The organism is Halomonas sp. DN3 (assembly GCF_024137905.1).
GTDB lineage: Bacteria > Pseudomonadota > Gammaproteobacteria > Pseudomonadales > Halomonadaceae > Halomonas > Halomonas litopenaei.
Genome location: NZ_CP099965.1, coordinates 3,328,939 through 3,348,996 on the forward strand (window position 1 = coordinate 3,328,939; position 20,058 = coordinate 3,348,996).

General features: G+C 60.9%; 11 protein-coding genes and 3 rRNA genes. 3 read left to right on the forward strand and 11 right to left on the reverse strand.

What is annotated here, in order from left to right:
• Positions 1-821: 821 nt before the first annotated feature.
• The 9 genes from rrf to NKF27_RS14505 form a co-directional block, all read right to left on the reverse strand.
• Positions 822-937, reverse strand: a 5S ribosomal RNA gene (gene rrf / locus NKF27_RS14465).
• Positions 938-1,031: 94 nt separating this feature from the next.
• Positions 1,032-4,037: ribosomal RNA gene (locus NKF27_RS14470) — 23S ribosomal RNA — on the reverse strand.
• A gap of 240 nt (positions 4,038-4,277) precedes the next feature.
• Positions 4,278-5,815 (reverse strand): 16S ribosomal RNA (locus NKF27_RS14475).
• The 16S, 23S and 5S rRNA genes sit together here, the layout of an rRNA operon.
• 609 nt (positions 5,816-6,424) lie before the next feature.
• Positions 6,425-7,906, reverse strand: coding sequence for a bifunctional 2-methylcitrate dehydratase/aconitate hydratase (locus NKF27_RS14480; protein ID WP_253552593.1), 1,482 nt, complete (start codon positions 7,904-7,906; stop codon positions 6,425-6,427).
• A gap of 228 nt (positions 7,907-8,134) precedes the next feature.
• Entirely contained in the window at positions 8,135-9,337 is a 1,203-nt protein-coding gene (gene prpF, locus NKF27_RS14485) for a 2-methylaconitate cis-trans isomerase PrpF (RefSeq protein WP_253552600.1), read from the reverse strand.
• A complete protein-coding gene (gene acnD / locus NKF27_RS14490; protein ID WP_253552601.1) occupies positions 9,337-11,928 on the reverse strand; it encodes a Fe/S-dependent 2-methylisocitrate dehydratase AcnD in 2,592 nt (863 codons plus the stop codon). Before acnD ends, prpF begins: the two co-directional genes overlap by 1 nt.
• Before the next feature lie 173 nt (positions 11,929-12,101).
• Positions 12,102-13,229 carry a 2-methylcitrate synthase gene (gene prpC / locus NKF27_RS14495; protein ID WP_253552603.1) on the reverse strand — a complete coding sequence of 376 codons (1,128 nt, stop codon included), beginning with the start codon at positions 13,227-13,229 and terminating at the stop codon, positions 12,102-12,104.
• A 75-nt stretch (positions 13,230-13,304) separates the two neighbouring features.
• The gene (gene prpB / locus NKF27_RS14500; RefSeq protein ID WP_253556484.1) at positions 13,305-14,189 is read right to left on the reverse strand and encodes a methylisocitrate lyase; all 885 of its coding nucleotides are present in this window, start codon (positions 14,187-14,189) and stop codon (positions 13,305-13,307) included.
• Positions 14,190-14,228: 39 nt separating this feature from the next.
• Positions 14,229-14,966 (reverse strand): GntR family transcriptional regulator, encoded by a 738-nt coding sequence (locus tag NKF27_RS14505; protein ID WP_253552605.1) that lies wholly within the window; start codon positions 14,964-14,966, stop codon positions 14,229-14,231.
• A 221-nt stretch (positions 14,967-15,187) separates the two neighbouring features.
• On the opposite strand from NKF27_RS14505, the gene pabB reads away from it, so the two are divergent.
• Positions 15,188-16,555: an aminodeoxychorismate synthase component I gene (gene pabB, locus NKF27_RS14510; RefSeq protein WP_253552607.1), complete on the forward strand. Its 1,368-nt coding sequence runs from the start codon at positions 15,188-15,190 to the stop codon at positions 16,553-16,555.
• Between the two features lie 114 nt (positions 16,556-16,669).
• Positions 16,670-17,410 carry a phosphoadenylyl-sulfate reductase gene (locus NKF27_RS14515; protein ID WP_253552615.1) on the forward strand — a complete coding sequence of 247 codons (741 nt, stop codon included), beginning with the start codon at positions 16,670-16,672 and terminating at the stop codon, positions 17,408-17,410.
• 152 nt (positions 17,411-17,562) lie between these two features.
• Here the strand turns inward: NKF27_RS14515 and cysB are convergent, their stop codons facing one another.
• Positions 17,563-18,534 carry an HTH-type transcriptional regulator CysB gene (gene cysB / locus NKF27_RS14520; RefSeq protein WP_045993775.1) on the reverse strand — a complete coding sequence of 324 codons (972 nt, stop codon included), beginning with the start codon at positions 18,532-18,534 and terminating at the stop codon, positions 17,563-17,565.
• 334 nt (positions 18,535-18,868) lie between these two features.
• On the opposite strand from cysB, the gene trxA reads away from it, so the two are divergent.
• Positions 18,869-19,192 (forward strand): thioredoxin, encoded by a 324-nt coding sequence (gene trxA, locus NKF27_RS14525; RefSeq protein ID WP_045993776.1) that lies wholly within the window; start codon positions 18,869-18,871, stop codon positions 19,190-19,192.
• A 207-nt stretch (positions 19,193-19,399) separates the two neighbouring features.
• Here the strand turns inward: trxA and NKF27_RS14530 are convergent, their stop codons facing one another.
• Positions 19,400-19,840 (reverse strand): YtoQ family protein, encoded by a 441-nt coding sequence (locus NKF27_RS14530; protein WP_045993777.1) that lies wholly within the window; start codon positions 19,838-19,840, stop codon positions 19,400-19,402.
• Positions 19,841-20,058 lie beyond the last annotated feature (218 nt).

Here is a 20,058-nt window from a genome sequence, read left to right on the forward strand (position 1 = left end):
GCGATTTCATGACAGCTCTGTGGCTGAAGGGAGAGGATTCACCGCGCCTCATGCGCGAATCGAACCCGGCGACACGCCTGGAACCCGTTCCAGGCGTATCGTAAAAAAAGCATGACAATGTCGACGCCGCATGACCACCCCCTGAACAGCGCGATGGTTCAACGCTTGAGTCTTTTTCCGGTCATGCCAGCATGCCACTGGAGGGGTATACGACCTCCGGGCGTCACACAAACAACAGCGCCCTCGCATGGGGGTGAGTCACCCCGAAGCTCTTCACGAGGACTGCGGAAACGCCGCATGGCCTCGCTCCCAATGGGCTTCCTGCAAACGACCTCAGGGCGTCACACAAACAACAGCGCCCTCGCATGGGGGTGAGTCACCCCGAAGCTCTTCACAAGGACTGCGGCAACGCCGCATGGCCTCGCTCCCAATGGGCTTCCTGCAAACGACCTCAGGGCGTCACACAAACAACAGCGCCCTCGCATGGGGGTGAGTCACCCCGAAGCTCTTCACAAGGACTGCGGCAACGCCGCATGGCCTCGCTCCCAATGGGCTTCCTGCAAACGACCTCCGGGCGTCACACAAACAACAGCGCCCTCGCATGGGGGTGAGTCACCCCAGCGCTCTTTACACGGGCTGCAGCGTAGCTGCAAGGGGGGACGAACGACGCGAGCCTGCCCTTGAGAAGAGCCAGGCCGGACCGCGCCGAGGGGGTTATCGGCGCGGCCCCACAAATAAAAAGCGGGGCTGAACTTGTAGAGAGCCATGCATATGAAAAAGCCCGACTATCTCTCGATAATCGGGCCTACTTTTGAATAAATGCCTGACGATGACCTACTCTCGCATGGGGAGACCCCACACTACCATCGGCGCTGAGCGGTTTCACTTCTGAGTTCGGCAAGGGATCAGGTGGTTCCCACTCGCTATGGTCGTCAGGCGGAAAAAAGCAATGTATATCATGCTGACGATACGTTTCATCGTATCCGTCAATTGATTCGGGACATCATCGACCAAAACCCTTTGGGTGTTATATGGTCAAGCCTCACGGACCATTAGTACCGGTTAGCTCAACGCCTTGCAGCGCTTCCACACCCGGCCTATCAACCAGCTGGTCTTGCTGGGTCCTTTAGGAGGCTCAAGGCCTCAGGGAGATCTCATCTTGAAGGGGGCTTCCCGCTTAGATGCTTTCAGCGGTTATCCCGTCCGTACATAGCTACCCGGCAATGCCACTGGCGTGACAACAGGAACACCAGAGGTACGTCCACTCCGGTCCTCTCGTACTAGGAGCAGCGCTTCTCAAATCTCCAACGCCCACGGCAGATAGGGACCGAACTGTCTCACGACGTTCTAAACCCAGCTCGCGTACCACTTTAAATGGCGAACAGCCATACCCTTGGGACCGACTTCAGCCCCAGGATGTGATGAGCCGACATCGAGGTGCCAAACACCGCCGTCGATGTGAACTCTTGGGCGGTATCAGCCTGTTATCCCCGGAGTACCTTTTATCCGTTGAGCGATGGCCCTTCCATACAGAACCACCGGATCACTAGAACCTACTTTCGTATCTGCTCGACGTGTCTGTCTCGCAGTTAAGCACCCTTATGCTCTTGCACTCACTGCACGATTTCCAACCGTGCTGAGGGTACCTTCGTGCTCCTCCGTTACTCTTTGGGAGGAGACCGCCCCAGTCAAACTACCCACCACACACGGTCCTCGAACCGGATTACGGTCCTGAGTTAGAACGCCAATGATGCCAGGCTGGTATTTCAAGGTTGGCTCCACCCCATCTGGCGACAGGGTTTCAAAGCCTCCCAGCTATCCTACACAAGCAACATCAGCGTCCAGTGTGAAGCTGTAGTAAAGGTTCACGGGGTCTTTCCGTCTAGCCGCGGGTACACAGCATCTTCACTGCGATTTCAATTTCACTGAGTCTCGGGTGGAGACAGCGTGGCCATCATTACGCCATTCGTGCAGGTCGGAACTTACCCGACAAGGAATTTCGCTACCTTAGGACCGTTATAGTTACGGCCGCCGTTTACCGGGGCTTCGATCAGGAGCTTCGCGTGAGCTAACACCATCACTTAACCTTCCGGCACCGGGCAGGCGTCACACCCTATACGTCCGCTTGCGCGTTTGCAGAGTGCTGTGTTTTTAATAAACAGTTGCAGCCACCTGGTATCTTCGACCGCGTCAGGCTCCGGTCGCGAGGACCTTCACCCTAATGCGGCGTGCCTTCTCCCGAAGTTACGGCACCATTTTGCCTAGTTCCTTCACCCGAGTTCTCTCAAGCGCCTTGGTATTCTCTACCTGACCACCTGTGTCGGTTTGGGGTACGGTCTCACAGTATCTGAAGCTTAGAGGCTTTTCCTGGAAGCGTGGCATCGATGACTTCCTGACCATAGTCAGTTCGTCTCGCCTCTCGGCCTTGAGGATCCGGATTTACCTGAACCCTCAGCCTACCGGCTTTCACCAGGACAACCAACGCCTGGCTCACCTAGCCTTCTTCGTCCCCCCATCGCAATACTGTGAGGTACGGGAATATTGACCCGTTTCCCATCGACTACGCCTTTCGGCCTCGCCTTAGGGGCCGACTCACTCTGCTCCGATTAGCGTCGAACAGAAACCCTTGGTCTTCCGGCGGGGGAGTTTTTCACTCCCCTTGTCGTTACTCATGTCAGCATTCGCACTCGTGATACCTCCAGCATGCTTCTCAACACACCTTCATCGGCTTACACGACGCTCCTCTACCGCGTGTTCGCATCCTTAAAATGACTCAGGCCGTTCACCTTGCCCTGCCCGACTCAACGTTCGGGAGGCGCTTTGCCATCGCTTCGCGATGGCAGCGAACTGACACTATCGAATCACCTTAAGTGATGCGAACACACCCGTAGCTTCGGTACCTGGTTTGAGCCCCGTTACATCTTCCGCGCAGGCCGACTCGACTAGTGAGCTATTACGCTTTCTTTAAAGGATGGCTGCTTCTAAGCCAACCTCCTAGCTGTCTAAGCCTTCCCACATCGTTTCCCACTTAACCAGGATTTCGGGACCTTAGCTGACGGTCTGGGTTGTTTCCCTTTTCACAACGGACGTTAGCACCCGCTGTGTGTCTCCCACGCTTGCACTCACCGGTATTCGGAGTTTGCCTCGGGTTGGTAAGTCGGGATGACCCCCTAGCCGAAACAGTGCTCTACCCCCGGCGGTGATACGTGAGGCGCTACCTAAATAGCTTTCGAGGAGAACCAGCTATCTCCGGGCTTGATTAGCCTTTCACTCCGATCCACAAGTCATCCAAATCTTTTTCAACAGATTCTGGTTCGGTCCTCCAGTTGATGTTACTCAACCTTCAACCTGCTCATGGATAGATCGCCCGGTTTCGGGTCTATTTCCAGCGACTGGTCGCCCAGTTAAGACTCGATTTCTCTACGCCTCCCCTATACGGTTAAGCTCGCCACTGAAAATAAGTCGCTGACCCATTATACAAAAGGTACGCGGTCACCGAACAAGTCGGCTCCCACTGCTTGTACGCATACGGTTTCAGGATCTATTTCACTCCCCTCTCCGGGGTTCTTTTCGCCTTTCCCTCACGGTACTGGTTCACTATCGGTCAGTCAGGAGTATTTAGCCTTGGAGGATGGTCCCCCCGTCTTCAGTCAAGGTTTCACGTGCCTCGACCTACTCGATTTCACAACACTCAGGTTTCGGTTACGGGGCTATCACCCACTATGGCCAGACTTCCCAGTCTGTTCACCTACCAGTTGTGTTGCTTAAGGGCTGGTCCCCGTTCGCTCGCCGCTACTAGGGGAATCTCGGTTGATTTCTTTTCCTCGGGGTACTTAGATGTTTCAGTTCCCCCGGTTCGCCTCTCATGTCTATATATTCAACATGAGATACCCAAGTTACCTTGGGTGGGTTTCCCCATTCAGAGATGTCCGGGTCGCAGGTCGTTTGCCACCTCGCCGAACCTTATCGCAGGCTTCCACGTCTTTCATCGCCTCTGACTGCCTAGGCATCCACCGTATGCGCTTCATCGCTTGACCATATAACCCCAAAAGGTCTGTCAATCGATGATGTCACGACAATTGCCGGATACGCTTGAAACGTATCTTACTTTGTCAGCATGATATACATTGTTAAAGAGCATTAGAGCACAAAACTCTAAGCTGGCGGCTTGTGGCTTGCTAATGAAGCACAAACGTCCAACTTAAAGTTCCGTTAACCGCTCTATCGATCAGGTAATTCATTGTGAGCACTTACCGACAGTCAGATGACGTGTCGTTTAAGGAGGTGATCCAGCCGCAGGTTCCCCTACGGCTACCTTGTTACGACTTCACCCCAGTCATGAACCACACCGTGGTGATCGCCCTCCGAAGTTAGGCTAACCACTTCTGGTGCAGTCCACTCCCATGGTGTGACGGGCGGTGTGTACAAGGCCCGGGAACGTATTCACCGTGACATTCTGATTCACGATTACTAGCGATTCCGACTTCACGGAGTCGAGTTGCAGACTCCGATCCGGACTGAGACCGGCTTTATGGGATTAGCTCCACCTCGCGGATTCGCAACCCATTGTACCGGCCATTGTAGCACGTGTGTAGCCCTACCCGTAAGGGCCATGATGACTTGACGTCGTCCCCACCTTCCTCCGGTTTGTCACCGGCAGTCTCCCTAGAGTTCCCGACCGAATCGCTGGCAAATAGGGACAAGGGTTGCGCTCGTTACGGGACTTAACCCAACATTTCACAACACGAGCTGACGACAGCCATGCAGCACCTGTCTGAGAGTTCCCGAAGGCACCAATCCATCTCTGGAAAGTTCTCTCGATGTCAAGGGTAGGTAAGGTTCTTCGCGTTGCATCGAATTAAACCACATGCTCCACCGCTTGTGCGGGCCCCCGTCAATTCATTTGAGTTTTAACCTTGCGGCCGTACTCCCCAGGCGGTCGACTTATCGCGTTAACTGCGCCACAAAGCTCTCAAGGAGCCCAACGGCTAGTCGACATCGTTTACGGCGTGGACTACCAGGGTATCTAATCCTGTTTGCTACCCACGCTTTCGCACCTCAGCGTCAGTGTCAGTCCAGAAGGCCGCCTTCGCCACTGGTATTCCTCCCGATCTCTACGCATTTCACCGCTACACCGGGAATTCTACCTTCCTCTCCTGCACTCTAGCCTGACAGTTCCGGATGCCGTTCCCAGGTTGAGCCCGGGGCTTTCACAACCGGCTTATCAAGCCGCCTACGCGCGCTTTACGCCCAGTAATTCCGATTAACGCTCGCACCCTCCGTATTACCGCGGCTGCTGGCACGGAGTTAGCCGGTGCTTCTTCTGTGAGTGATGTCCTCCCTCAAGGGTATTAACCTCAAGGCTTTCTTCCTCACTGAAAGTGCTTTACAACCCGAAGGCCTTCTTCACACACGCGGCATGGCTGGATCAGGCTTTCGCCCATTGTCCAATATTCCCCACTGCTGCCTCCCGTAGGAGTTCGGGCCGTGTCTCAGTCCCGATGTGGCTGATCATCCTCTCAGACCAGCTACGGATCGCAGCCTTGGTGAGCCGTTACCTCACCAACTAGCTAATCCGGCATAGGCTCATCCGATAGCGCAAGGTCCGAAGATCCCCTGCTTTCCCCCGTAGGGCGTATGCGGTATTAGCCTGGGTTTCCCCAGGTTATCCCCCACTACCGGGCAGATTCCTATGCATTACTCACCCGTCCGCCGCTCGACGCCTCCTAGCAAGCTAGGATCGTTTCCGCTCGACTTGCATGTGTTAGGCCTGCCGCCAGCGTTCAATCTGAGCCATGATCAAACTCTTCAGTTTAAAGTCTGATAGTCCGTTAAGCGGACCAAACTTGGCTCAAGGTTCAAACGTCTCGTTTGACGAGTCGCTTGCCTTGATATTTCAGTGACAGTGTCACTGACTCATCGGCAAGCGCCCACATGAATTACCTGATCAATTTTTAAAGAGCTTCTCGCTTTGCAACGCCTGTTGGCGAAGCGCCCTGCGAGGAAGGCGTATTCTACAGAATCGAAGCGTTTCGTCAAGGCTTTCTTTTTTTGCCGTGCAAGCGATGCCTGCAGGACCCAAGAGAAAGCGAAGCGAGCCTGACACGCATCCTGCGATGCCGTCCTGGCGACTCCGTTCGAGTGGCAAGCATTCTACCGATTTCTCGTTGCCCGTCAAGTGGAGAATTCTTCAAAGACTTGAAAAAGCCTTTTCAAAACAATCACTTTTACCACTCTCCACCGCCTGTGACGTTTGCTCGTCGCCGGCAGCGGATGCGTACTTTACGCATCACCTCAGGCCTTGGCAAGCACTTCGTGTAAAAAAATTTCGACCAAAGGCTAAGCCTGCCCGGCGACGGAATTTGCAGGCCCATGGGTGCGCCCGGGGACAGCGCTGCCCAAGCCGCCCTCCCCTCGTTGGTCTCTACAGCACCAGCAGATCGACAAAGCGATGGACCGGCGTCGCCGCCAGGCGCTCGGCATCCTGATACAGCGCCATGATCTCGTCACAACGTCCCGGGGCGAATCGGGTGGCCAGGTGGCGTCGACACTTGGCCTCGAGCACCGCCATGCCCTCTTCGCGACGACGGCGATGACCAATGGGATAGGCCACCTCCACCTTGTCGGTCGCACTACCATCGGTGAACACCACCCTGACCGCGTTGGCGATCGATCGCTTGTCCGGGTCCAGATAGTCCCGTGTATAGCCCTCGTCCTCGACGACCACCATCCTTGCCCGCAGCTCATCGATCTCCGGATGAGCCTGATGAAAGTCATCCTCGTAGTGCTCGGCCTGAAGCTCACCCAGCATCAGCGGTACCGCCACCATGTACTGCAGGCAGTGGTCTCGATCTGCCGGGTTGGCCAGCGCCCCTTCCTTGGAGATGATGCGTATTGCCGACTCATGGGTAGTCAGCTCGATGCGCTCGATCTCATCCAGCCGCCCCTTGACCTCGGGGTGCAGGGTGACCGCCGCCTCGCAGGCCGTCTGGGCATGAAACTCTGCGGGGAAGGAAAGCTTGAACAGGATGTTCTCCATCACGTAGCTGCCAAACGACTGAGGCAGACGTAGACGCCGGGTGTCCTCGGGCTTCAGCGAGAGATCACGATTGGAGTGACTGAAGGAGACATCACAGAAGCCCCACTGGGGAGCGCTCAGGACGCCGGGTATGCCCATTTCCCCGCGCATCGCGATGTCCACCAGACGCGCCGACCGCGAGGTGGCGTCACCGGCGGCCCAGCTCTTGCGCGAACCGGCATTGGGAGCATGGCGGTAGGTGCGCAGGCTCTGACCGTCGACGAAGGCATGGGATAGCGCCGACAGCGTCTGCTCACGACTGGCGCCGCGCAGCCTGGCGATAGCGGCAGTGGACGCCACCTTGACCAGTAACACGTGGTCCAGTCCGACACGATTGAACGAGTTCTCCAGCGCCAGCACGCCCTGTATCTCGTGTGCCCGTATCATCGCATCGAGCACCTCGTGCATGACCAACGGGGCTTCGCCCCTGGCCACGCGGCACTGTGAGAGATGGTCGGCCACCGCCAGGATACCGCCCAGATTGTCCGACGGGTGCCCCCACTCCGCCGCGAGCCAGGTATCGTTGTAGTCCAGCCAGCGCACCATGGCTCCGATATCGAAGGCCGCCTTGATCGGGTCCAGTCGATAGGACGTGCCAGGCACCCGCGAGCCACATGGCACCTGGGTGCCTTCCACCAGCGGCCCTAGATGCTTGGTGCATTCAGGGAAGCGCAATGCCAGCAGGCCACAGCCCAAAGTATCCATCAGGCAGTGGCGCGCCGTATCGAAGGCCTCGTCACTATCGATGACGGCGTCCAGCGCATAGTCGGCGATGGCCTTGAGTTCGTCGTCGTAGTCGGGACGAACATTGGATTCGACGGTGCTCATGTCTGCCTCCTTCCAGTGAGCGCTATCGCCCGCTGCCGGCGTGCCTGCACCTGAGCCAGAGCCGGGAGTCCGAGGACCAGCGTGGGCGGATGGCGAGAGGTTCGAGAATGGGGGAGAACGACAGCGCCGCCTGGCGGCGGCGCTAATGCAAAAGGTCCGTTGTCAGTATCGTCGTGGTGCGCCACTGGCGCCAGTATCGACACTGGCGGGCTTCATCGGTCGAGAGCGTTATGAATCGAGGACGTCAGCCGGCACCCTGACCTTGCCCTCCATCAGAATGCGGGCACTGCGGCTCATGGTCGCCTCCGTGGCGGTCCATTCCCCGTCTAGCTGTTCAGCTCGCGCCCCGACCCGCAGGGTGCCGGAGGGATGACCGAAGACCACCGAACTGCGCCCATCGTCGCCGCCGGCGGCCTGGCTGACCAGGGTCCCCGGCACCGCGGCGGCCACTCCGATGGCCACGGCCGCGGTGCCCATCATGGCGTGATGCAGTTTGCCCATGGACATGGCCCGCACCAGCAGATCGATATCGCCTTCGTCGATCTGCTTGCCGCTGGACGCCCGGTAGCCCCGAGGCGAGGCGACGAAGGCCAGCTTCGGCGTGTGCTGACGGCTCGCGGCCTCCTCGAGTCTCGAGATCAGACCCATCTTCAGCGCGCCGTGGGCCCGTAGCGTCTCGAGCCGATCGAGGGTGGCGGGGTCTGAATTGATATCGTCCTGAAGCTCGGTGCCGTCATAGCCAAGGTCGGCCGCGCTGACGAAGATGGTCGGAATACCGGCATTGATCAGGGTTGCCTGAATGCGACCTCCGGCCACCACCTCCTCGGGAACCTCGAGTTCATCCACCACCTGGCCTGTCGGGAACATCCGCCCTTCGCCGTCGGCGGGGTCCTTGAAGGCCAGGCCGATCTCGGCGGCGGGGAAGGCCACGCCGTCGAGCTCGAAGTCACCGCTTTCCTGCACCTGACCGTCCTGTATCGGCACTCGGGCGACGATGGTCTTTTCGATGTTGGCCTGCCAGATGCGTACCTCCACCTCGCCGTCGGCAGGAATTCGCTCAGGCGGGATCAGTCCGCTCTCGATGGCGAAGGGACCGACCGCCGAGGACAGGTTGCCGCAGTTACCGCTCCAGTCGACAAAGGCCTTGTCGATGGCCACCTGGCCGAACAGGTAGTTGACATCGTGATCCGGCGACTCGCTGGCGCTGACGATGACCACCTTACTGGTGCTGGAGGTGGCGCCACCCATGCCGTCGGTGTGCTTGGCGTAGGGATCGGGGCTACCGACCAGACGCATCAGCAGGGCGTCGCGCACGGGGCCGGGCTCACGCGCGGCCTCGGGCAGATCGTCCTTGCGCAGGAAGGTACCCTTGCTGGTGCCGCCACGCATGTAGATGGCGGGAATGCGGAGCTGCGGAGCAAAAGCGGCCATCACGCCACCTCCGATTCGAGGAAGTCCTGGGCGAAACGCTGCAGCACGCCACCGGCTTCGTAGATCGACAGCTCCTCGAAGGTGTCGAGACGACAGGTCACCGGCACCTCGAGGCTTTCCCCGTCACGCCGCTTGATCACCAGGGTCAGGCTGGCCCCCGGCTGGATGTCGCCACGGACATCGAAGGTCTCGCTGCCGTCGATGCCGAGGGTCTTGCGTGTGGTGCCCTCCTCGAACTGCAGCGGCAGTACCCCCATGCCGATCAGGTTGGTGCGGTGAATGCGCTCGAAGCCCTCGGCCACGATGACCTCGACACCGGCCAGGCGCACCCCCTTGGCAGCCCAGTCACGTGAGGAACCCTGACCATAGTCGGCCCCGGCGATCACGATCAGCGGCTGCTTGCGCGCCATGTAGGTCTCGATGGCCTCCCACATGCGCATGACCTCGCCCTCGGGCTCGAGGCGAGCCAGTGAGCCCTGCTTGACCTCACCGTTGACCACCGCCATTTCGTTGATCAGCTTGGGGTTGGCGAAGGTCGCCCGCTGGGCGGTCAGGTGATCACCTCGATGGGTGGCGTAGGAATTGAAGTCCTCCTCCGGCAGGCCCATCTTGGCCAGGTACTCCCCCGCCGCGCTGGTCGGCAGGATGGCATTGGACGGCGACAGGTGGTCGGTGGTGATGTTGTCCCCCAGCACCGCCAGGGCGCGCAGCCCGGTCAGCGAGCGCTCGGCGGCCAGCGCACCCTCCCAGTACGGCGGACGCCGGATATAGGTGCTCATCTCGCGCCAGTCGTACAGCGGGCTGATGTCCTTCGACCTGTCGAAGGTGGTGTCGAACATCGGGATGTAGACGTCGCGGAAGTGCTCCGGCTTGACGCTCTCGGCGATGATCGCATCGATCTCGTCATCCGCCGGCCACAGATCCTTCAGGGTGATCGGGTTGCCCTCGGCGTCTTCGCCCAGGGCGTCCTTCTCGATATCGAAGCGCACGCTGCCGGCGATGGCGTAGGCAACCACCAGCGGCGGAGAGGCCAGAAACGCCTGCTTGGCGTAGGGGTGGATACGCCCATCGAAGTTGCGGTTACCCGACAGCACGGCGGTGGCGTAGAGATCACGCTCGACCACCTCCTTCTGGATCACCGGATCGAGCGCACCACTCATGCCGTTGCAGGTGGTGCAGGCAAAGCCAACAATGCCGAAGCCTAGCTGCTCGAGCTCACCGAGCAGGTTCGACTCCTCCAGATACAGCTGCACCGCCTTGGACCCCGGAGCCAGCGAGGTCTTGACCCAGGGCTTGCGGGTCAGGCCCAGCTCGTTGGCGCGCTTGGCCAGAAGCCCCGCGGCGATGACGTTGCGCGGATTGGAGGTATTGGTACAGCTGGTGATGGCGGCGATGATCACCGCGCCATCGGGCATCTCGCCGTCCTTCTGCTCGTAAGGAGCGGCGATGCCGCGACTGGCAAGCTCTCGGGTAGAGACCCGGTTGTGCGGACTCGAAGGCCCCGCCAGGGTGCGCTCCACCTTGGACAGGTCGAAGTGCAACACCCTTTCGTAGTCGGCGTTGACGAGGCTGTCGGCCCACAGGCCGGCGGCCTTGGCGTAGGTCTCCACCAGTTCGATCTGCTCCGGCTCGCGCCCGGTCAGCTTGAGGTAGTCGAGGGTCTGATCGTCGATGTAGAACATCGCGGCGGTGGCGCCATACTCCGGCGTCATGTTGGAGATGGTGGCACGATCACCCAGTGTCAGGTGCCCCGCGCCTTCACCGAAGAACTCGAGATAGCTCGACACCACCCGTTCGCTGCGCAGGTATTCGGTCAGCGCCAGCACGATATCGGTGGCGGTGATGCCAGGCTGGGGCTTGCCGCTGAGCTCCACCCCGACGATGTCAGGCAGTCGCATGTAGGAGGCACGCCCCAGCATCACGCTTTCGGCCTCGAGCCCGCCCACCCCGACGGCGATCACGCCGAGGGCGTCCACGTGGGGCGTGTGGCTGTCGGTGCCCACCAGGGTGTCGGGGAAGGCCACGCCGTCACGGGCCTGGATCACCGGCGACATCTTCTCCAGGTTGATCTGGTGCATGATGCCGTTGCCGGGGGGGATCACGTCGACGTTCTCGAAGGCTTCGCGGGTCCAGTTGATGAAGTGGAAGCGGTCCTCGTTGCGCCGATCCTCGATGGCGCGGTTCTTGTCAAAGGCGCCCTCCTCGAATCCCGGGTGCTCCACCGCCAGCGAATGGTCGACGATCAACTGGGTCGGCACCACCGGGTTGACCTTGGCCGGGTCACCACCCTTCTCGGCGATGGCGTCACGCAGGCCGGCCAGGTCGACCAGCGCCGTCTGTCCGAGGATGTCGTGGCACACCACCCGCGCAGGGAACCAGGGAAAATCGAGTTCACGCTTGCGCTCGATGATCTGGGACAGCGCCGCCGTGAGATCCTCCGGCGGGCAGCGGCGCACCAGGTTCTCGGCCAGCACTCGGGAGGTGTAGGGCAGACGGTCATAGGCGCCGGGAGAGATGGCGTCCACCGCCTCCCGGGTATCGAAGTAGTCAAGCTCGGTCCCCGGCAGGGGTTTGCGATAGTCGGTGTTCATGGGCGTCACGGTCTCGGGCGCCCGAGGGCACGGCCCTCGCGGCGCGAATATGGTAGGAAGGCGGCGGAGCTTCTTGCACTTGCGCTGGACCATGACCACAACCATGACCATGTGCGCGCCCCGCCGCTCGAGCCTCGGGATACCCTTGGGGTACCTTCGGGAGAGCCCCGGGCTCAGTCACGCTCTTCGATGGGTACCCATTCGCTGTGGGCCGGGCCGGTGTAGTCGGCGCTGGGGCGGATGATGCGGTTGTTCTCGCGCTGTTCGAACACGTGGGCGCACCAGCCGGTCACCCGAGAACACACGAAGATCGGAGTAAACAACTTGGTCGGGATATCCATGAAGTGATAGGCGCTGGCGTGGAAGAAGTCGGCGTTGCAGAACAGCTTCTTCTCGCGCCACATCACCGCTTCGACCCGCTCGGACACCGGGTACAGGCGGGTGTCGCCCACGTCGTCGGCGAGCTTCTTCGACCAGTGCTTGATGATGGCGTTGCGCGGGTCGGACTCGCGGTAGATGGCGTGTCCGAAGCCCATGATCTTTTCCTTGCGCTCGAGCATGCCGAGGATCTCGCGTTCGGCTTCTTCGGCGCTCTGCCAGTTCTCGATCATCGCCATCGCCGCCTCGTTGGCGCCGCCATGCAGCGGGCCACGCAGTGAGCCGATGGCCCCGGTGACGCAGGAATGCATATCGGACAGGGTCGAGGCACAGACCCGGGCGGTAAAGGTCGAGGCGTTGAACTCGTGCTCGGCGTAGAGGATCAGCGAGACGTTCATCACCCTGGCATGCAGCTCGGAGGCCGGCTCGTCACGCAGCAGGTGCAGAAAGTGCCCGCCCACGGACTCATCGTCGGTCTCGGTGTCGATACGCACGCCATCGTGACTGAAGCGATACCAGTAGCAGATGATCGAGGGCAGCGCCGCCAACAGGCGATCGGAGGCGTCCTGCTGCTGGCTGAAGTCGGCCTCGGTCTCGAGGTTGCCGAGCATCGAAGCACCGGTGCGCATCACGTCCATCGGGTGGGCGTCCGCCGGGATCTGCTCGAGTACCGTCTTGAGCGCCTCGGGCAGACCACGCAGCCCCTTCAGCTTGGTGATGTAGGTGTCCAGCTCGCTCTGGTTGGGCAGCTTGCCCTTGAGCAGCAGGTAGGCCACCTCCTCGAAGCGGGCCTTGTCCGCCAGTTCCTTGATGTCGTAGCCACGATAGGTCAGGCCCGAACCACTCTGGCCTACGGTACACAGTGCAGTGGCGCCGGCACTCTGTCCCCGCAGACCGGCTCCTCCAATCGGTTTATCAGCCATGGCGTATCTCCATTTTCGTCATTGGTCGTTGTTATAAAATAGGCATGAAAGGCGTGCTGGACGCTTGAGGGTCTCTCAGTCCTTGCCCTCGTCGAACAGCGCGTCAAGCTTGCGCTCGAAGTCGTGGTAGCCCAGCACGTCGTAGAGTTCATCGCGGGTCTGCATGGTATCGACCACGTCGCGCTGGTGTCCGTTGTCGTGAATGCTCTGGTAGACCTTGAGCGCGGCAGCGTTCATGGCGCGGAACGCCGACAGTGGGTAGAGCACCATGCTGCACCCCACCTCGGCCAGCTCCTGCTGACTGAACAGCGGAGTAGCGCCGAATTCGGTGATATTGGCCAGGATCGGGGCGTCCACTCGCTCGCAGAAGGCGCGATAGTCGTCGAGGGTATGTACCGCCTCGGCAAAGATCGCATCGGCACCGGCCTCGATGCAGGCGTTGGCCCGGTCGATGGCCGCGTCGAGCCCTTCCTTCTGGAAGGCATCGGTGCGGGCGATCAGGTAGAACTCCGGATCGATGCGCGCATCAGCCGCCGCCTTGACCCGATCCACCATCTCCTGCTGGGACACGATGGCCTTGTTGGGGCGGTGGCCACAGCGTTTCTGCGCCACCTGGTCTTCCAGATGCACAGCCGCAACACCCGCCCGCTGCATCTCCTTGACCGTGCGCCCGATATTGAAGGCGCCCCCCCAGCCGGTATCGATGTCCACCAACAGCGGAAGGTCGCTGGCCCCGCAGATGCGATGGGCGTCTTCCACCACATCGTTCATGGTGGTCATGCCCAGGTCCGGCAAACCGAAGGAGGCATTGGCCACACCACCACCGGACAGATAGATCGCCTGATGCCCGACCCGCTCGGCCAGCATCGCGGTGTAGGCGTTGATGGTACCGACGATGGGCAGCGGGCTATTGGCGTTGAGCGCCGCGCGAAAGCGGGCACCTGGGGTCGAGGAGGACAAGGATGTCATGAGGGGCTCCAGTCAGGAAAAAAAGTGATATCAGGTCGCAAGGCCGTTGCCGGCGACCACCTGGGGTTCATCGCGACCTTCCAGCGAGGCGGCGTAGCGCGCCATCACGTTCTCGCGGGAGGCGCTGACGTGGCGGCGCATCAGCAGCTCCGCCAGTTCGGCGTCACCCGCCTCGATGGCGTCGACGATACGGTGGTGCTCGACGAAGGCCTTCTGCGGACGTGCACCGCTGGCGCTGAACTGGGTGCGGTACATCCGCACCAGGTAGTAAAGGTCGTCGCACAAGAGGGCCATCAGCATGCGATTGTGGCTGCCCACCACGATACGATAGTGGAAGTCGAGGTCGCCCTCGCGCTGATAGTAGGCCTCACCGCTGGCCAGATCGGCCTGCTTCTCGTGCACCGCCAGCACTTCCCTGAGGCCGGCGATCTCGCTGGCGGTCATATGCTCGGCGGCGATCCTGGCAGCCATGCTTTCCAGCGCCTCGCGCACGTCGAACAGCTCCATCAGCTCCTTCATCGACAGCTTGACCACCCTGGCACCCACATGGGGTACCCGTTCGATCAGCCGGTGAGCCTCGAGCCGTCGCATGGCCTCGCGCAGCGGCCCGCGAGAAATACCGTAGGCCTTGGACAGTCCCGGCTCGGTGATCTTGCTGCCCGGCGCCAGCTCTCCCCGGACGATGGCGTCCTGCAATTGATGAAAGACCCGCTCGGCGAGGGTTCTGACTTCGGGGGTGGCGGGGGTCTCGTATTCGGCGCTGGTCATGGGATCATTGTCGACAATGTTGGGATAACGGAAATGTAAGATACGCCAAGGCGCGGGTCAATGGCCTGATCGGGCTCACAACCTTAACCATTGGTTGTAGACAATGCCATCCATCTTCCTTGTCCTGTCGACAATGCAGCGTTGACTCACGCCATCCTTGCCCAACGACAAGCCCTGTCGTTGCCCGTAGAATATGCCGCCTGCAACGCCCGAGGCCCCGAATGAACGCCGAGCTCCAGACCACCTCCCTGCCCTACCACGCGACCCCCCTGCGCTATTTCGAGGCCCTGCGCTCGAGGCCCGGGGCGGTGCTGCTGGACAGCGGCCGGCCCCAGGCCCCCGGCGGACGATTCGACATCCTGTCGAGCGACCCTATCGAATGGCTGGAGGTGGATCAGCACGGCCAGCCCAGAGACTCCAGCGGTACCGCCCTCGACGGCTGTGCCTTCGACGCCCAGCAGCGCCTGCTCGAGCGCCTGCCTCGCCCATGCCAGGAGCTTGAGCTGCCCTTCGTCGGCGGTCTGATCGGCTTCTGGAGCTACGATCTGGGCCGGCAACTGGCGAGAATCGAAGGGCCTTCACGGACCGCCACCGCCCTGCCCCAGGCCCGACTCGGCCTGTACGACTGGGCGCTGATCCAGGACCACCAGGAACGCCGCTGCCATCTCGTCGCTTCCCCCGAGCGGCGCAAGCAGGTGCAGGCGTGGCTGGCGACACGGACTCCTGCCGGCGACTTTTCGCTAAGCTCCGTATTTACCTCCAACCTGACCGAAGCGGACTACCGCGATCGCTTCGCCAGGGTGCAGGACTACATCCATGCCGGGGACTGCTACCAGATCAATCTGGCTCAACGGTATTCGGCGGACTACCAGGGCGACCTGTGGCAGGCCTATCTGCGCCTGCGCGACGCGACCCCGACCCCCTTCGCCGGCTTCATGGCCTGGCATCGTGCAGGGCGTGAACAGGCGCTGCTGTCGCTGTCCCCCGAACGCTTCATCGAAAGCCGCCAGGGTGAGGTGGAGACGCGTCCCATCAAGGGCACGCGCCCACGGGGAGCCAATGAGCAGGAGGATGCTGCCCTGGCACAGGAGCTGTCCTCGAGCATCAAGGATCGCGCCGAGAACGTGATGATAGTGGACCTGTTGCGCAATGATCTGGGCCGCGTGTGCCAGCCAGGGACAGTCAAGGTCCCCCAGCTTTGCGGACTGGAAAGCTACGCCAATGTTCACCATCTGGTGAGCGTGGTGAAGGGTCGCCTACCCGACGAGACGCCACCGCTCAAGCTGCTGGAAGCGGCCTTCCCCGGCGGCTCGATCACCGGTGCCCCCAAGATTCGCGCCATGCAGATCATCGACGAACTTGAGCCGGATCGGCGCAGCGCCTACTGCGGCAGCCTCGGCTACGTCGATGTGCGTGGCCATATGGATACGTCCATTGCCATCCGCACCCTGGTCGCCGACGCCGGCCGCCTGCACATCTGGGGCGGCGGCGGTCTCGTCGCGGATTCCCAGGAGCAAGCCGAGTACACAGAGACCCAGGACAAGATTCGCCATCTGATGGCCGCCCTGGGCACACCTGCCAAATGGTAATAAGAAACCTTACCGCTAATCGATAAACGCTATATAAGAACCGAACCAATCGATATTGGGGCGATGGCGCCGGGTTTTGGTAGGGTATCGGCAAAACCCCCAGTGGAGGTCGCCGTGACGTCCTTTGACCCCAATGCGTTCGTCCTGGCCAATGACCAGGCGACACCCAAGAATATCCTGAAAGCCGCCTACGAGGCCTTCGGCGAACTGACCGTGTCATTCTCCGGCGCCGAGGACGTGGTGCTGGTCGACCTGGCCCTCAAGGTGGCGCCCAGGGACAAGGTCAAGGTGTTCAGCCTGGACACCGGGCGTTTGCACGCCGAGACCTACGAGTTCTTCGAACGAGTGCGCAATCACTACGATATCGAGCTCGATATTCGCTTCCCCGATCAACAGGCGGTGCAGGCGCTGACCACCGAGAAGGGGTTGTTCAGCTTTTACCAGGATGGTCACCACGAGTGCTGCGGCATTCGCAAGGTAGCGCCACTGCGCCAGCGCCTGGCAGGCCTGCCGGTGTGGGTCACCGGGCAGCGTCGGGACCAGAGCCCGGGCACCCGTTCGAAGCTGCAGATCGCCGAGCGCGACACCGCCTTCGGCAGTGACGATCAACCCCTCTACAAGATCAACCCGCTGACCCACTGGACCAGCGAAGACGTGTGGAACTACATTCGCTCCTTCGATGTGCCCTACAACGCCCTGCACGAAAAGGGCTACGTCAGTATCGGCTGCGCGCCCTGCACCCGCCCCATTCTGCCGGGCCAGCATGAACGTGAGGGTCGCTGGTGGTGGGAAGACCAGGGTGGCAAGGAATGCGGGCTGCATGCCCTCAACCTGCCCCAGGCGGCCACCAGTTGACGTTCTGAGGTACCTGGCTGCACATCCTCACAAGATCGCAAAGGCCCCGGACTCGCTTGAGTCCGGGGCCGTTCGGTTCATGACGACGCCGTTCATGGCGACGCCGTTCATGGTGACGTCAGTGAAGCTCGCCTGGCGCCACCTCGCCGCGGTCAGCGCACCGGCAGGCTGATCTTCTCGAACAGCGCGTGTTCATGGCGCGGTCCCGCTGCCAGGGCAGCGTCGACCAGATCACGGTCCAGATGGTCGGCAAACTGCTGAAGGAAGTCATACATGTAGCCGCGCATGAAGGTGCCGCGGCGGATACCGATCTTGGTCGTGGAGCTCTCGAACAGATGGCTGGCGTCCAGCGCCACCAGATCCTCATCGAGCACCTCGTCCACCGCCATGTGGGCCACGATGCCGACCCCCAGCCCCAGACGCACATAGGTCTTGATCACATCGGCGTCGGCGGCAGTCAACACCACATTGGGAGAGAGTCCACGGGCACGGAAGGCGTCGTCGAGTTGCGAGCGTCCGGTGAAACCGAACACGTAGGTCACCAGCGGGTGCTTGGCCAGTTCGTCGAGTCCCAGACGCTCGACCTCGGCCAGGGGGTGATCCCGCGGCACCAGGATGCAGCGGTTCCAGCGATAACACGGCAGCAACACCAGGTCGTTAAACAGTTCCAGCGACTCGGTGGCGATGGCGAAGTCGGCCTGTCCCTCGCTGACCATCTGAGCGATCTGCTTGGGCGTCCCCTGCTGCATATGCAGGGCGACATCCGGGTAGCGCTGGGTAAAGTTCTGGATCACCGGCGGCAGGCAGTAGCGCGCCTGGGTATGGGTGGTGGCGATGGACAGGCTCCCCCGCCGCTCGTCGCTGTGTTCCTGGGCCACATCCTTGATGTTGGCGGTCAGCCTGAGCACCTGGCCTGCCAGCTCGATGATCGCCTCCCCTGCGGGTGTCACGCGAGTCAGGTGCTTGCCGCTGCGCGCGAAGATCTCTACGCCAAGCTCGTCTTCCAGCAGACGAATCTGCTTGGATATGCCTGGCTGAGAGGTAAAAAGACTCTGAGCGGTAGCCGACACATTCAGGTTGTGGCGGGAAACCTCCCAGATATAGCGCAGCTGCTGTAATTTCATGGCCGGGGCTTACCTCGTCCGAAGTCGACGGATTGGCACGGTGGTCGCGGAAGCGGACTAGACTGGAGCCATCGCGTTGGCGGCGTGACAGCGTCCTTGCCCGGGTTCAAGCACTGGACCTCGGGCATGACAACATGCCAAAGCGCCATAAAAAACCACCTTTGTGATTACTTTATAGCATAATGAGATGAGATGCAGCGATTCGTAAGCTGACTAAGAAACTATCGACCCAATATTTGCCAGCGTATGGGCCGACCGCTACCATCGTCCCACCGGACATGGCAGACATGTCCCACATTCCGCTCGATGAAGCGCAACGTAGATGGAGAAACACATGGCTAACAATGTCGATGTCACCAATGCCAACTTCGAGCAGGAAGTTCTGCAGGCCGACTCCCCGGTATTGCTGAAGTTCTGGGCTCCCTGGTGTGGCCCCTGCAAGGTCATGGCACCGGTGGTCGATGAAGTCGCCGAGGAGCGTGACGGCGCCCTCAAGGTCGTCAGCATCAACGTCGATGATGCCCCGGAAATCGCCGCCGAGCAGGGCGTACGTGGCGTCCCCACCGTGATGCTGTTCAAGTCAGGTGCCAAGGTGGCATCCCTGGTAGGTGCCCAGTCGAAGTCCCAGCTGACCCAGTTCATCGACCAGAACGCCTGATACAGCGCTGTCGACCTCTGCCGTCACCAGACGGGACGTCCAGCCAGGGGCCAAGGCCCCTGAAACATGGCCCGGGATCCTCCTTCAGGATCCCGGGCCATGTCGTTACTGCCCCGAGCGTTATCGCTGAAGCCAAGGGCTTGGGCAATGGCAGTGCCCACCCTCGCCAGTGGATGCCATCGTGCGAGGCTCGAGGCAGCGCCGACATCAGTCCCGCAGCACGTAGCGCAGGATCTCTACCACCTGGTCGGTGGTCGTGGCCCAGGCCTGGGCGTCGGCATCGACCTCCTTGAGCGGATGTACGATGTCCTCGCCGTGCAGCGTCACATAGGGCTTGCCGAGAGCCGAGCAGTAACCGGCGTCGAAGGCCGCGTTCCACTGCTTGTACTTGTCACCGAAGCGCACCACCACCAGATCGCTCTGCTCGATCAGGGTCCGGGTCCGGATGGCGTTGACCCTGGAAGACTGGTGATCCCGCCAGAAGCCACTTTCCGGCACACCCAGCATGTCTCCGGCGGCGTCGCTGGCATCATGGTCGGTCACCGCCTGGGTGAACACCACGTCGAGCCCGGCGTCTCTGGCTCCCTGCTTGATCTCTTCACGCCAGTCGGTATGGATCTCACCGGACAGATAGACGGTAAAACTCATGGCCTCATTTCCTTTTTCTCGGTCTTGCATGAATCATTGTCGGAGTGCCAGGACGCCGCCACCGGCCGTCACCCGAAAGAGGGACCAGGACATTCGGACTTCATCCTGGCCTTCGGAGCTGATAATTTGCCTATTGGCGGTCCAAGGAACCTGGCCCTCGTGGCTTCTTGCGTGGCGCTCACCATCATACCCGCGCCTCCTGTACTGACAAACCGGTT